This is a genomic window from Spirochaetota bacterium (assembly GCA_038043445.1).
GTDB lineage: Bacteria > Spirochaetota > Brachyspiria > Brachyspirales > JACRPF01 > JBBTBY01.
Genome location: JBBTBY010000041.1, coordinates 6,138 through 21,013 on the forward strand (window position 1 = coordinate 6,138; position 14,876 = coordinate 21,013).

General features: G+C 55.4%; 13 protein-coding genes. 11 read left to right on the top strand and 2 right to left on the bottom strand.

Annotated features, from left to right (window positions below):
- The 3 genes from AABZ39_06200 to AABZ39_06210 form a co-directional block, all read left to right on the top strand.
- Positions 1-973, top strand: a 973-nt coding sequence (locus AABZ39_06200) for a hypothetical protein (GenBank protein MEK6794347.1), incomplete at its 5' end; no start/stop codon positions are given.
- Positions 974-1,028: 55 nt separating this feature from the next.
- Positions 1,029-1,916 (top strand): AraC family transcriptional regulator, encoded by an 888-nt coding sequence (locus AABZ39_06205; GenBank protein MEK6794348.1) that lies wholly within the window; start codon positions 1,029-1,031, stop codon positions 1,914-1,916.
- Position 1,917: 1 nt separating this feature from the next.
- The gene (locus AABZ39_06210) at positions 1,918-2,565 is read left to right on the top strand and encodes a hypothetical protein (GenBank protein ID MEK6794349.1); all 648 of its coding nucleotides are present in this window, start codon (positions 1,918-1,920) and stop codon (positions 2,563-2,565) included.
- A 6-nt stretch (positions 2,566-2,571) separates the two neighbouring features.
- Here the strand turns inward: AABZ39_06210 and AABZ39_06215 are convergent, their stop codons facing one another.
- Entirely contained in the window at positions 2,572-3,381 is an 810-nt protein-coding gene (locus AABZ39_06215) for a hypothetical protein (GenBank protein MEK6794350.1), read from the bottom strand.
- Between the two features lie 82 nt (positions 3,382-3,463).
- The gene (locus tag AABZ39_06220) at positions 3,464-3,955 is read right to left on the bottom strand and encodes a DUF721 domain-containing protein (protein ID MEK6794351.1); all 492 of its coding nucleotides are present in this window, start codon (positions 3,953-3,955) and stop codon (positions 3,464-3,466) included.
- 109 nt (positions 3,956-4,064) lie between these two features.
- On the opposite strand from AABZ39_06220, the gene AABZ39_06225 reads away from it, so the two are divergent.
- The 8 genes from AABZ39_06225 (at position 4,065) to AABZ39_06260 (ending at position 14,198) form a co-directional block, all read left to right on the top strand.
- Positions 4,065-4,526 carry an STAS domain-containing protein gene (locus AABZ39_06225; protein MEK6794352.1) on the top strand — a complete coding sequence of 154 codons (462 nt, stop codon included), beginning with the start codon at positions 4,065-4,067 and terminating at the stop codon, positions 4,524-4,526.
- A gap of 57 nt (positions 4,527-4,583) precedes the next feature.
- Positions 4,584-7,541 carry a SpoIIE family protein phosphatase gene (locus AABZ39_06230; protein ID MEK6794353.1) on the top strand — a complete coding sequence of 986 codons (2,958 nt, stop codon included), beginning with the start codon at positions 4,584-4,586 and terminating at the stop codon, positions 7,539-7,541.
- A gap of 12 nt (positions 7,542-7,553) precedes the next feature.
- A complete protein-coding gene (locus AABZ39_06235) occupies positions 7,554-8,591 on the top strand; it encodes a hypothetical protein (GenBank protein MEK6794354.1) in 1,038 nt (345 codons plus the stop codon).
- A 319-nt stretch (positions 8,592-8,910) separates the two neighbouring features.
- Positions 8,911-9,681, top strand: coding sequence for a CsgG/HfaB family protein (locus tag AABZ39_06240; GenBank protein MEK6794355.1), 771 nt, complete (start codon positions 8,911-8,913; stop codon positions 9,679-9,681).
- Between the two features lie 27 nt (positions 9,682-9,708).
- Positions 9,709-10,491 carry a hypothetical protein gene (locus tag AABZ39_06245; GenBank protein MEK6794356.1) on the top strand — a complete coding sequence of 261 codons (783 nt, stop codon included), beginning with the start codon at positions 9,709-9,711 and terminating at the stop codon, positions 10,489-10,491.
- Positions 10,492-10,622: 131 nt separating this feature from the next.
- Entirely contained in the window at positions 10,623-11,795 is a 1,173-nt protein-coding gene (locus AABZ39_06250) for a diguanylate cyclase (protein MEK6794357.1), read from the top strand.
- Positions 11,796-12,322: 527 nt separating this feature from the next.
- The gene (locus tag AABZ39_06255) at positions 12,323-13,282 is read left to right on the top strand and encodes an HNH endonuclease (GenBank protein MEK6794358.1); all 960 of its coding nucleotides are present in this window, start codon (positions 12,323-12,325) and stop codon (positions 13,280-13,282) included.
- A gap of 442 nt (positions 13,283-13,724) precedes the next feature.
- Positions 13,725-14,198, top strand: a complete 474-nt coding sequence (locus tag AABZ39_06260; GenBank protein ID MEK6794359.1) for a hypothetical protein — start codon at positions 13,725-13,727, stop codon at positions 14,196-14,198.
- Positions 14,199-14,876: the final 678 nt, after the last annotated feature.

Consider the following 14,876-nt stretch of genomic DNA (forward strand, 5'->3'; position numbering starts at 1 on the left):
GAACCCGTGGACGGATGCGATGAGCTATGTCGAGGGATACGGATACAAGCCCGGACAGATATCGTACTGGGGCAACGGCGACGGCCGCTATCTGTACCCTGCCAATACGAATTTTCCCGATGACAGACAGCGATATATCGACGGTCCTGCGGGTTCTGTCCGCTGGGAGCTCGTTCGCGACGGCATTGAGGAATACGAATATTTCTCGCTCTTAAAGGACCTCATTGCACGGGCAAAGTCGAAAGACGCTTCCATCCCCGCGATCGCCGAGGCGGAAAAACTGCTCGATGTCCCTGCCGCCATTGTGAGCGAATTGACCGTGTATACGAAGAACCCGGAACTGCTGAACGCATACCGCGAGCGCATCGCCCGTATGCTCGAATCGCTCAGCGCCAAAAGCGCGCTCCCGGTGAACACAGCGCCGCTGCGCTCCGCGCGATTCCCCGTGCCGCCGGCAAAGATACTCCCGCCCGTCTCCGCTCCCGCCGCCCTACCGGCAGCGAGCGCCGCATCGGCTCCTACGTTCGCACCTGGGATACTCTACGATTTCAGCGCGGTAAAAGCACCCTTCGCCGGCTGGGATATTCGCACGACAACGCCCCCGATGGTATTCACCGCATCGGGAGAGAGCGGCTTCCCCGCACGCCTTATCTATCCCGAATGGCAGAGCGGCTCAACGGAATGGCCGGCAGTGGTATTAAAACTAAGCGGCAGCCATGACTTCCAGCCGTACAAGGCCGTCGTGCTGGATGTGAAGAATACGGGGAGCGAATTCCGCATCGAATATCGTTTCGATGATGAGAACAGCAAGCCATACGCATCCGGCAGCATTTCCGTTCCAGCGGGTGCGGGCACGATACGCATACCGATCGAGAAGCCGATGCCGAATGTACGCAAAATGCACATCTTCATGACAAAACCGAAGACACAGCAGGAACTGCTGCTTCGCCGCATCACGCTCAGCAGAGAATAGGCATGCTTCGCCGCATCGCGCTTGTCTTTTTCCGTCGGCAGACTATAATCCGGATATGGCCCTTCGAACCATAGCGGCCGGCGATGTCAATATCGCCGACGGCCTTCCCTTCGGTCACCGCGAGCTCTCGTTCACTCATGCGCACACGGTAAGCATGCACTCGCACGGTTTTTATGAGATCGGCATTACCCGCGGCGGGAGCGCCGAGCACATCGCAGCCGGGCGCACGGAAACGATATCCCGCGGATCGATATACATACTCGCCCCCGGCGAAGCGCATGCTGTCAGAGTACGCCGCCAGTGGGAGGTGTGCAATATCTATTATCTCCCGGATATCTTCGCCGCCGAGCTCACATCGTTCCTCGCGGAGCCGCGTATGGCGGGGCTTTTCTTCTACCATTTCCTTTTCGATGCGAACGATGTCATTTCATTCCCTATCCCCGATGCCCGCTTCCGATCCCTCACCGCCCTCATCGATGCGCTTCCCGCGCTGTCGTCCCATTTCTATCGGAAGCATATCTTCGCGGCGATATGCGCCCTCATCGCCGATGCGCACGCCGCCGTATTTCCCGCCGAACGCATGTTCTCCGCCGACAAGCGCATCGTGTCCGTGCTTTCCGCTGTTGAACGCCATATCGGCAAGGACAGCGCCGCCATCATCCGTGCCGCCGCCGAGGACGCCTCGATACGAAGGGAATATCTTTCGACGCTGTTCCATCGCGTGACCGGAACGGCGCTGACCGACTACATCATGCGGCGAAAGATAATGAAGAGCCGCGCCATGATCCTTGCCGGCGAACGCGTCACCGATACAGCGCTTTCGCTCGGCTTTTACGATACGCCGCATTTCACACGTACGTTCAAAACGATGACAGGACTTTCCCCGCGCGACTATCAGAAGCACGCGCGGAGCACAGCACATACTGCATCACGCGGAGCATAAGATGGACGGCAGGGTAGTATATCTTTTCCGATGGACGAAGAACGACAAGCCGGAATACCAGTCCGGCGAGATAGTCATGCTCGGTGAGAAACGCTACATGCCGCGGGCGCCGGATTCGTTCCAGTCGCTCGCCAATGCGCTCCAGATGATATCACGGAAGTATCAATCGACATCGGTGATGCTCCTCACCATGGGCCTCACTGAACCGGATACGGCGCAATTGAACGCATTCCTCAAGAACTCGACGTTCATCTCCAATGTAAGGGACATCACGCGCCCCACCGGGAAACGCAAGGACGGTTCCCCGAGCCGTGTGTTCCTGATCGGCACGACCATGGATGTGCTCAAGGAGATAAAGAACACGCTCATACGCGAGCACTTCGAAATAGTCGGCATGGCGAAAGCGGAAGCCGAGGCGTTGCGCACGATATACCGCATGAACCGCAATCTCGATCTCATCCTTATCGAATGTTCGGCGAACCGCGTGCTGCAGGAAGAGACGATCACGAGCATTCGCGGGATCAATGCGGCGATACGGGTCCTATCGTTCGGCGCGCCGGGGGCGGCACCGCTCTCCGGTCACGGACATATCACAGCGCCTTATACGCGGGACACCGTCGTTGCGGTCCTGAAAAAACTGTTCGCCTGAGCTCTATCAGCGGAGCAACGCCGCTATCGCCTTCGAATTGATCTTCGTAAGATATTCTTCCGCAAGCTTCCCGTCGCGCGCAACGATGGTGACAATGACGCTGTTTACTTTCGTGTACATTCCCGCGGGCTGCTTGCAGTAGATCTCGAACGCATTCGGCCCGCCCTTCTTCGTGAAATTCCCGAAAAAAAGCGTGATCCGCGTATCCTTCATATCCTTCTGATACTCAGCCCGCGTTGACAGGTCCCCGCGAAGCGCGACAGAAACGCCGCTCGGCGCCGCGATCTCTTTCACACCGTCAATATCGTATCCGTTCGCGTTTATGGAAACATCGATCGAAAGCCGCTGCATTTCCGCTTCTTCGCTCTTCGCCTTCATGTTCTGCATGCCGCTCGATCCGCTCTGCAGCTTCATGAGCTCGGCCTGCAGGCGCTGCATTTCCTTCTGGTCGCCCTTTGCCGCGGCGGCGTTCATCTTCTCCATTATCGGCCCCATCTTTTCCATGCTCTGGGACACGTCCTCGGCGTTCCTGCTCATCTCTTCCGTGGTCATCGTGACCGGTTTTTCATAGTCCGTACGGGTGCTCATGGATAGGGGATACCGAGCGCTCGCGGACACTTCTTTTCTCGGCGTGCCGGTATCGTCCTTGCGTTTCCAGTCCTTCGGTGCCGCGGGAAGCGCCGCGAGTATGCTCTTCATTGTGGAAGTCATCCATGCTTTTTCTGACGCGGCCAGCGGGCGCATGACATCATCACCGTCCGCGAAGGCGGGAATGATCATCATGAGCGACAGAACGGATGCAAGTATTATCTTCATTAGAGCTCTCCATAGTATTGGATCGAACGATGGCGGATATTTTAAATAGAGACCCGATAATGTCAAGACCATCCGGGATGCGTCAGCGCTCCGCTCCTCGAGCGCTCTCCGAGTATGCCTCGATAACACGCCGAAACTGCCTGCGAAGCTCCTCATCGGCAATGCCGCTTTCGTTCACGATACCATCCACCCAGGGCGGGGCTTCTTGCGGATGTGCCGCCGGCGTGTGCACGGCAGTATTTTCCCGGGGCGGCTCCGGAATATCGCCGATACGCGTACGTATCTCGGTCACGGTCATGCCGAGCGCATCCCGTATCCTTTTCTTAAGCTCACCCTGGAGGAGTGACAGTTCATTCGCCCATACGCTCTCGCGCACCAGTATCGTAAGTACGCCCTTGGCTATGGAGGCGGGCATGGACCTCCCCCCGATGACCGGTCCCACGATGAGCTTCCATGCGCGCATGAGCCTGAGGTAGTCCGAGAACTCGGTAAGTCCGGCGTCATCGAAATACGCCCGAAGAACATCGGCCATGGGATCGACGGCCTGCCGCGGTCGTTTCTTCTCGTATGCCATACCTCCATTGTAGAGTGCGGCTTGACTTTTGTCCACACTATTTTATAATCGAGGTATTCGTTGCGGGCATTTGCATGGTGAATACAGCAAGGCTCATGCGGAGGATATGATGGATGATTTGGTAGTACGCACTGATTTCCTCGGCTCGAACAAGGAAGTAGCCCTGATAAGTGCGAAGGGTTATATCGATACGGTCACGGTTCCCGAGGTCGAGAAGGCGCTGCAGGGCATCGTGAAAGACAAGAAGTATAAGATTATCGTTGATCTCAAGAACATCGATTATGTGTCCAGCGCCGGCTGGGGCTCGTTCGTGAGCGAAATAAAGGACCTGCGCGACAACGGCGGCGACCTTGTCCTCGTCAATATGTCAGCGGACGTCTATGACGTCTATGAACTCATGGAATTCTCGTCCATCTTAAAGTCATATAACGACCTGAAAGAAGCACTGTCGCATTTCGGGGCTTCCGCTTCCGGCGAAGCGTTCGTCGACCCCTCAAAAGGCATGGTAAAAGGGCAGTCGGCGACCGATAATCTAAAGAACAAAAACGCCGATAATCAGAAGAAACGCTAGCGCGGGTGTATTTCCGGACGTTCCGGCGACCATTCCCGCGGGGAATGATGAACTGCCGTGCCTGATGACAATGAACAAAATACAACGGTAACCGAACCGGAGACATCCGAAAAAAAAGATACGCCCCAGTCTGTTACTGACGCAGTATCGCCGCCCGCGGACAGTCCCGCAGAAGTACCCGATAACACCCCGCCGTCTTCACCTCCCGCTGATACACCGCCGCCCGAAGGGCCTCCGGGCGAAACATCTGCTGAACCGATCGCCCCGAAACGATCGCCCCTCTCGTTCCTGCCGCCCAGGGTGCAGTCATTCCTCACGACAGCGTTCGCACGAACAAAGACCGTACTCGTCACGATAAAGGATGTCGCCATCGACATCGGTCTGAGCGTCCGTGACGGCGTGAAGAAGCTCATCGAGTACCAGAAGATCGGCGTGCTCATCATGTGGAAGAACCGCGAGTATGCCATGGAGGTGAAAGCGGATTTCGCACAGCTCAAGGGGCTTCGCACCTTCGTGTCGAAATACGGACGCCGCGGGGGGCTCCTCCCGAAGCAGGCCCATAATGCGCAGCTCGTCCTCGATGAAGTGGCGACGAACATCATACGGCATGCGTACAAGGAAATGCCCGAACAGGGAAACATTAAGGTCGCCGTAGTGCGCCGCGAAAAGGCCGTCGAGGTCATCGTTTCCGATTCCGGATCGGAATTCGACTGGAACAAGGTGCTCGATCCCGATCTTGAGAAATACGTCGAGGTAAAACGCAAGGGCGGCCTCGGCATCATGCTCATCCGAAAGCTCACCGACAAGGCGGAATACAAGCGTGCGGGCGAGCGCAACGAAGTCACGCTCACGTTCAATCTCGCACTCGCGGAAAAGAAGCGCATCATCGCGCAGTTCTGGGAGAACGTCAAGACACAGACGGCGACCACGGCGAAGGTGGGCGCGGTGGGCTTTACGCTCGCGACCGTTCTCGGGATAACCGTGTTCCTCGTCATCGGATACTTCCAGCGCGGCTCGGCGGAGGCTGCGCTCTTCGTAAAGGGCATCGACGCCGCAAAGAACATCGCGGCGACATCCGCCCTCGAAATAGCCGCCGGGGACAGCCTCGCCCTCGGTGAAACGGTGGCGACGACGAAAGAACAGATCAACGGCATAACGTACATCACCGTCGTTGACAAGAAACGGATCATTGTTGCAGACACTGCCGACCGTACCTTCGAGAAATACCGCGAACCGCCCGAGGTGAAACCGCTCGGCATGCGTGAGAAGGCGATACAGCCCTATCGCACCCCGAAGGGGGAAGCGCTCTTCGATGTCGCCGTACCGGCGATGCTCAATAAGACCATCGTCGGCGAAGTGCACATCGGCATCTCGCAGAACAGCATCGACGTGGCCGAACGCATGGCAGGCTTCCGCTTACGGGCCGTGTTCATAACCATGGCCATCTGGATATTCGCGCTCGGCATCGTGGGCATACTTGTCGCGGTGTTCATCAATCCGATACGGCGTTTCTCGCAGGAACTCGCCAAGGTCGGCACCGCCGGCTTCTCGATGGATAATCTCAGCACCGGCACGCTCTCCGAATTCAAGGAGATCGGCAGCGCGTTCGCCGGCATGGTCGGACGCATGAAAGACCAGGAAGCGATGCTCACCGACCAGACGCGCATCAAGAAGGAGATGCAGCTCGCGAAGGACATACAGAACACGCTCCTTCCGAAGGTCATTCCGCAGACGGAAGGGTTCGAGATAGCCGGGAATTACATGAGCGCGCTTGAGATGGGCGGCGACTACTACGACTTTTTCCCTGTCATGCGCAATGTGCTCGGTCTTGTCGTGGGCGATGTGTCGGGCAAAGGCATCGGCGCCGCGTTCATCATGGCCATGTGCCGCATGACGATGCGCATCGAATCGAAGAACATACGCCGCGCCTCCGACGTGCTTACCCGCATCAACTCCTACCTCGCCGGGGACATCAAAAAAGGGATGTATATCACCGTGTTCTATGCGGTGCTCGATTCCGACCGGCATACCATCAATTACGCATCTGCGGGCCACAATCCGATGATACTCTACCGCGCTGCGGAAAAGAAGATGTATTTCCTCAACCCCAAGGGGTTCGCAGTGGGGCTCCAGCTCCCCTCCGACGATCTCTTCAAGAAAAGCATAAAATCGGAAATGATAACGCTCACCCGCGGCGATCTCGTGTTCATCTACACGGACGGGATAACCGAGGCTATGGATACCGGTCGCAATCAGTACGGTGAACCGCGACTGGTCGAATTCATAAAGAACAATCATCATCTTTCCACCGAGGAATTCAGCAAGGCCCTTGACGCGGATATCGAGGCGTTCTGCCGCGGCTATCCGCAGAGCGATGACATCACGTATATCGTCGTCAAGGCGAAAAAGACGCTCGAGGAAGTGAAGTACGAGCGCATCGTGCACCTCTACGAGCTCATCAACGGCGGCATGCATGCGACGGAAGCGGCCGAAAAATGCGGATTCACGTACGATGAATTCAGGAGCATCAATGGACGCTATAAGCGCAAGGGCATCGATGCGTTCAAGCCGAAGATCGAAGAGAGCGTCGATACATCCATATCGCATGCAACGCTCGAACAGACGCGAAAGATACTCATGATAATACGCGAACACCCCGAGTACGGCACCGCGCGGATACGCCAGATACTTGCCACCGATGCGCTCGGCAATGAGGATATCGCCGAATCGGTGATCATGCGAGAACTGAAGAAGCAGAAGCTCGCGACACGCTCGCAGCGCGACCGCTTTTCAAAACGGAAAATGTCGGATTTCTCAGCGCTCACCGCAGGCCTCGGGACCATGCCGTTACCGACACCGAAACCGGCAGCCGCATCGGAAGAAAAGACAGAAGAGAAGCCTGAGCAGAACACCGAAGAGAAAGCCTCAAGCAGCACGGATGCTCCGCCGGATGCATCCGAAACCGACACCGCACCGAGCGATACGCCGAAACCGAAAGACGGATCGAATACATGACCGGGGGATATCATGCAGAAGCATTACTTTGCCCGTGAGGATTTCTACGTCATCACCAATGCCGAAGAGATAGCGAAGGACAAAGACGGCATCGTACCGCTCAGGATAAAAAGCGCCGTATGCGCCGAACTGCCGCTGCTCACCGAGTACTCCCGCATGGCCACCGGCATGGAGATAGCCTTCGAGACGAATTCAAAGACGATAGCGCTCACCTTCGAGATACTTGCTTCCGTTCGCCCCAAGGGCAGCGCCGATATATCACCGATCGAGTGCATCGCCGGCGAAATGACGACGAGCGGGTTCCATGCGGCGGAATTCAAACGCGGTATGCAGCGCGCCGTATTCACGATACGCCCGTCCGCCGATGAGGGCATCTACCGCATCGTGCTCGCACCGGGGGCTATCATGCGGCTGCATACGCTTGAGATCGACGACAATGCCTATTTGAAAAAACCCTTCGAGTACATGGTGGAGTTGAGCGGCAGGGCCGGCTGGCTCGTATACGGACCGCCGATAGTATCCCCCGCGACCGTGCGTGCCTTCTCGGCGACCCATGCTGCCATCGCCTCACGCGTGATGGACCTCCTGCCGGTCACGCTCGATCTCGGTGCGTTCATGTTCACCGAAGAGGCGGTCGTACAGTATCTGGCCACCCGCAGCGACTGGCAGATGATATCCATCGCCATCGGACCCGAGGTGATAGCGGCCTTCGGCACCGACGTGAAGAAATTCCACGCGGCCTATGAGCGCGCTTTGCGCACGCTCCGTGCCGTCCATGTCAGACACCCGATAATCTGCATGACGCCGTTCTGGTCGCCGCTCGACCGGACGGGCGGCATCGTGGAGGAATACCGTGAGGCGATACGCGGCACGATAAAGTCGCGCATACTCGCCGACCGCGACATCTATTTCATCGAGGGTTCGAGCATTATCATGGGCCCGCGGGGGCTCTTGGACGACGGGGCGAGCACGGACGCCTTCGGCGAGATGATATACACGGAAGCGCTCATCGGCGTGTTCCGGGAAATAGCGAAAAAAACGAACGGGTGACATAGGGTAAGCAAGCGTGTTGTCTGGGGCATCAAGCGCAGCCAGAAATTTTTAACCGCCGGGATATATACGGCATTGCTATTGATCACATGCTCACCGGCCAGCCGGCTTGACGTGTCTTCACCGCTGACCTATAATCATCGGTAGTAACGAAGCAATAGCCCTTGTTTTGTTTTTGAAATCGATGGATCACTACTATACGGGCAGAGGTAGTATGAATCGTTCCGTGATTCTATGCGTTTTCCTTTTCATTACTTTTGTGGCCGACACTTTTGCAGAAACACGAAAGCCACGCGCAGGTGTTCTCGATTTTACACCTATGGGAATAGCAGCGGCGGATGCGCAGGCGATCGGAACAATGTTCCGCGGCGACATCGTTACCGGCGGTATTTTCGAGATCCTCGATCGCAACAATATGAACGAAGTGCTCAAGGAGCAGCAGTTCCAGACCACCGGCTGCACCGAAAGTGCCTGCGCAGTAAAACTCGGAAAGATGCTTAACATGGAGTACATGATATACGGAAGCGTATCGAAGCTTGGTACGGCATTTTTTATCCAAGTAGAGGTTATCAATATTGAAACGACGCGCATCGTCCTTTCGTCGAAAGAAAAATTTACCGCAATGGAGAATAGTGATACGGCGATAGCGAAAATAGTCGATGATCTCAGGAAACGCATAGGCGGCATGAAGCAGCCCGAAAAGTCCGGAGACAAGCTCGCGTCATCGTCCGGCATGCAGCCCAACGGGATAAAAACGGTGCTCTTTTGGAGCGCTGTAGGTCTTGGCGGCGCAGGCGTGCTCTGCAACGGGTTCGGCATCTGGCAATGGATATCCTATGACACGGCGAAAAGGAATTATAACGACACAACGATAGCGAATTCAGCCGCCCTTGCCACGCTGTACTATAACGATGCGGAGAACAGCAGATTCATCATGAACGTCATGAACATAAGCGCCTATTCCTGCTACGCGCTCGCAGCCGGAGCACTTGTCTGGTGGCTTGTATCTCCCGATACGGTACCAGCAGTCGCAGTGGTGCCTTCGATCGATCAAAACACCGTTGCCCTGCAAGTAACGACACGATTTTAGATGCCGCTTCCGAGGAGAGAACATATTATGAAGAAATCCATACTGCTGGCAACAACTGCTTTTTTCGGATGTGCGTTGATCTCGTGCATCGATCTCAATACGCTCGGCCATACGAACCCCTATGACCTGAACGGCGTGAACGGCGGTTTTAAAACGAACACCGTACCGGGTCTATCCATGTGGTTCAAACCTGACGCCGGCATCACTCTCTCGGGAAGCGATGTCACCTCCTGGGCCGATCAGAGCGGGAACGGATATCATCTTACCGGCACAAGCCCCACGAAGCCGACGTTCGAGAACAATATCATCAACGGGATCGGTGCAGTACGTTTTGGTCAGGCTGAGGTGAGACGTCTCTATCGCGATACGACGCCTACACTGCAGATACCATCGACAACGTTCGTCGTCATGAAGGCGACCGGAACGGCAACCGAGAACTTTCAATGCGTCTACAATGCGAAAAGCGATAATTATTTTAAAATGCTCCGTTTGAACGCGGCCCCAAGCACCGCATTCGGCATCTATGACAATCTTTCCCTTGCCGGCGGTAATCTTGCCAATGTGCCACAGCTTTGGATCGGCGTGCATAACGGTGCTTCATCTAAGGTCTATTTGAACGACGGCACCCCGGCAACCGGTGATGCGGGGAATTCCACCGGAAATACCGGCTTTGTCGTCGGTTCGGATCATAACGGGAATTACGGGTTTTATGGCTACATCGCCGAAGTACTTGTCTATACCGGCGCGCTTTCGGCAAGCAATATTTCCGTGGTCAAAGACTACCTGAACCGAAAATACGCCATCTACTGAGAGCGAATGCTGATCGCGTATCGCACAGCACACGGTTGATCATCCCCAGGTTGCTATTATCCTACTATACCGATATTATATCCTCATTGATCATCGGCTCCCGGTGGAACAAAATCGTGTGAGGGAACTGTATGAAAGATATACCGTCATTCAGGGCGAACATACTTCGCCGTCTCAATGAGGATGCGCTTAACGAATCCTTCATCATCAATGAATTGAACACCCTCGATACCACCGGCAGCAGGAAGGTGTTCTATTCCCGCTCGCTCGAACTTTTCGTCAATCTCACCTTCGATGAATCCGCCGCAAAGAAGCATTGGACGGCGATATTCGAGAACTACGACCATCTGAAAGAACATGTCGACCGCGATGTGGGGCTTCGTGTCGCCATCTTCGACTACTTCATCAATCTCAATCGCTCGCTCGAAAGCCCCATCCTCGTTGAGATACATCTCTTCCGCGTCACCTCGAACGCGGCCGCGCTCGACAGTCTTACCGGGCTTTTTAACCGGAAATACATGGAGATATTCCTCGAGAAGGAGATCAAACGCTCGATACGGCACGATAAACCGCTCTCTATCCTCCTCGTCGATCTCGACAACTTCAAGGAAGCGAACGACACGAAGGGACACTTGTTCGGCGACAAGATATTGAAACAGATAGCCGTCATCGTCAAAAGCGTCTGCCGTACCGAGGATGCGCCGTGCCGTTTCGGCGGCGACGAATTCCTCATCATCCTGCCGGAGACGGCCGAACACGGCGCGATAAAGCTTGCGGAACGCCTGCGCGAAAGCATATCCCGATCGGATTTCCTCGCTGCGGCCGCTATCACGGCGAGCATCGGCATCGCATCATGCCCCGCCGACGGTATAAACCGGGAATCGCTCATCAAGAACGCGGACAGCGCGCTCTATAAGGCGAAGTATTCCGGAAAGGACTGCATCGTAAAATTCCGATCGAAGATACGGCGTAAGCGGCGCTTCCCGCATGCATGGGAAATGGAATTCCAGCCGCTTGACGACACGCTCAAAAAGATGACGTTCCGCCGCATCTATACTCAGGACATATCGATCGGCGGCATACGGTTCGAATCGGAGCAATCGTATACGCTCGGCACGAAGATGATAATCAATATCCACTTGCCGTCAAAAGAGGACATGGTCGTTGTCGGGAAGATCGTCTGGGCGAAGAAGCATGCCGGGGCGTTCATGTACGGCGTGCAGTTCTACGATCTCAATAATGAGCAGCTTAAGAAGATAAAGCAGATACTGCCGAACGAATTCGACGGCTCTCCCGAGGGTTGAGATCTTTCGCCCTTCGGGCAACACGCTGACAATGGAATGACACATTTTCCCGACTACGCGACGCGGCATGGCTGAAAAAACCGCTCGGGGCTCGTGGCGGCTATGGCCATCCATGGCCGCCGCCAGTTGCGCCGTTCTTGGCGCACACCGTGCCCCTCGCTCGAAATGTCCTCGCCCCTTTCACAGATGAAAATACTGCAATACTAAATTGTCATTCAATAAGTGAGAACTAACACGCATCCGTGCGAAGCTCGGACATAATCGTTTTTTCGGCCACGCCCCGCTCGCTTCGTGCGGGAAAATGCGTTGTTGGTGAGAGAGTTACAGGAATCAATATGTTATCATTCTGTAGATAGTCGGTCCTTTGAACTGGATTGGTACTATATGGTTACGTTTTCATGTTCCAAAATGGAGGGATTGACGTAATGCGTATATCATACCGGATATGGACAAATCACTCATTGCGTCTATAATCAGTTGTATGACATTCTGCCCATGACCATTCGGACAGTTGCCCAGGAGGATTCTTGGAAACACCCAACGGATACGTAGGACTGACCGATCTGGACTGGTATTCCTACTTGACTACGCGTCCTCAAGTGGATGAGGTCAATTTCTGGCAACCTCATGGTGGACGCAACTTCAGGGCGCTGAACCCAGGAGACTTATTCTTCTTCAAACTCAGGGCTCCTCAGAAGGCCATCGCCGGCTTTGGCTTCTTTGAACGCTATGAAAGCCTGCCTGCTTGGCTTGCTTGGGAATGCTTCGGCGAAATGAATGGAGCCCCGAACTTCGAGGCAATGAGAGACAGGATCGCCCGACTTCGTGGCGAGGACGGAACTGCGATTCGTTCAGGGGATTTCCAGATCGGCTGCATAATGCTTTCGGCTCCCGTGTTCTTCGCCGAAGCCGAATGGGTCATCCCCCCTTCTGACTGGGCGAGAACCGGGATTCAGCAGGGAAAGCGGTATGACCTTTCCGCCGGTGAAGGTCTTCGTATTCTCAATGACTGTATGGACCGGGCACGGAAGGGTCCGCGCTATTGGAATGTCGAAGGAAGTGCGGTGGGAGCAGCAGAAGACCCTCCGCGGTATGGCACTCCCATCCAAGTCAAACCGCGTTTGGGCCAAGGCCTGTTCAGTCTGGCGGTCAGAGATGCATATGAAGGGGCATGTGCAATCACTAGAGAGCATTCTGGGCCGGTTCTTGAGGCCGCACATATCAAACCATACTCCGAAGGAGGCGAACACCGTATCGATAATGGGCTTCTCCTTCGGAGCGACCTGCATCGCTTGTTCGACAGAGGCTACGTCACAGTCACACCGGATTTCATGTTCTGCGTCGGCAACCGGTTGCGTGAAGAATTCAAGAACGGCCGAAGCTACTACGGCCTCAACAATTCACGAATAGAGCTTCCGAAGAAAGACATGTGGCATCCCGACAAGCAGTTTCTTGAATGGCACTCGAAGGTTGTGTTCAAGGGCTAGGATGGGACCGGCACTTCTACAGCCACATGGGCAGAACGTCATACAACAGCGCCAGCCAAAAATGCCCGCAGCACTGGTGGTAGCACTACGTGTCATGTCGCTGGGAAACGCTCCGTCACGCAGGCAAATCTGTAGGCGGGCACTTCGGGTGTGGCTCAAACATTAGACGACATCTAAGTCAAGATAATTCCGCGCCGCGGCGCCGCTTGACAAATTTCCCGTCATTTGATACATTCACCGCGGATAGGATATAGCTGTACGGAACGGGTGACACCGATCCATATTTTCATTGCGCCTGAACAACGGCTGAGCTCCGCATTCTGCGGAGGAACATCGCCGCCGGGGCGTAACGGATATTTTTCCGCTGCAGACGTATATCCATGCACATGAATGGACTGCCCCTTCGGGGGCGTTCAGAAATATACTTAAGGGAGGCCATACAATGGCTCAACAGAACCGCATCTCTCTCACGCTCGACGAAGGCGAACTTGCCGTCGTCAACCAGGCGATCGGCACGCTCAGGGAAAAGCTCCTGCCGAAGCTCGCTATCCTCTCCGCCGCGGACCGGCACGAGATGCCGAAGATGGGCGACAAGACCGTCGCGTTCGTGGACAAGGCGCACGATTTCGCGGCAGAGAACCCGGCGCTCGTGCCCCCGTTCCTCGACATGAGTGAGTTCACCGTCGATAGGGCATCGGTCGAAAAGCTCCGCGCGCTGTCCATTCAGCTCAACGAGGTGTCCGACGCGGTGAACGATTCGATGATGCTTTCAGGGAGCGAGGCGTATCAGGCGGCGCTCATGTTCTACAACTCATCGAAGAACGCGGCCCGTTCGGGCGTGAAGAACGCCGAGAACGTCTATAAGGAGCTCTCCGAGCGCTTCCCCGGCCGTCCAGTCAAAGCCGCAGCGAAATAGGACGTACACGCGGACGTAACCCGGCTTGTCTTTTCGAGAGTGTAACAGGATACCCGAAGAGACAAAGCCGGGTCTTTTTTTGTCGGATGAGCCTCTCAAAGACCCGGTCCCGACTCTCCGAGAGTGTAATTGAACTCCTTTTGGATCAATGCCGGATCTTTTTGCGTCTCAAAGGGTTCTTTCAGTACCGTTGCCGACTCTCAGCGCACCCATGCCGACTTTTCAGGATCAAACAGGGCTCTTTCGGTCACGGCCCGAATGGTCCTATCCACCCCTGATAACGACAGTACAATCCTCGGTCTTTCTCTCAACAACATTTTTTCTTGAGCGAAGCGGCGGGGCGTTGCCGAGAAAGCGCCTGGTGCGAGCACTACAAGGATGTAGTCAGCAAAATAGAACGCATAAAGATATTTTTCTTCATCGGGAATATTGGAAATTATGCGCTGCGAACACTGCGGCGAGTCCGAGGCACTACGCCGAGGACGTCTTTCGAGGCAATGCCCCGACGCGAAGCCAAGTAAAAATGCCCCATCATTACACGGCGCGGCAGCTCACCCGCCCGTAAATTCATTCCCTATCTTCCGCGCACGCACCGGCTTATCAAGATCGATGCCGAGCGCAATGCCCGTTTCGAGGAGGAGATTCCAGCCCGCCGCAAGCTCCACATATTCCTTGTAC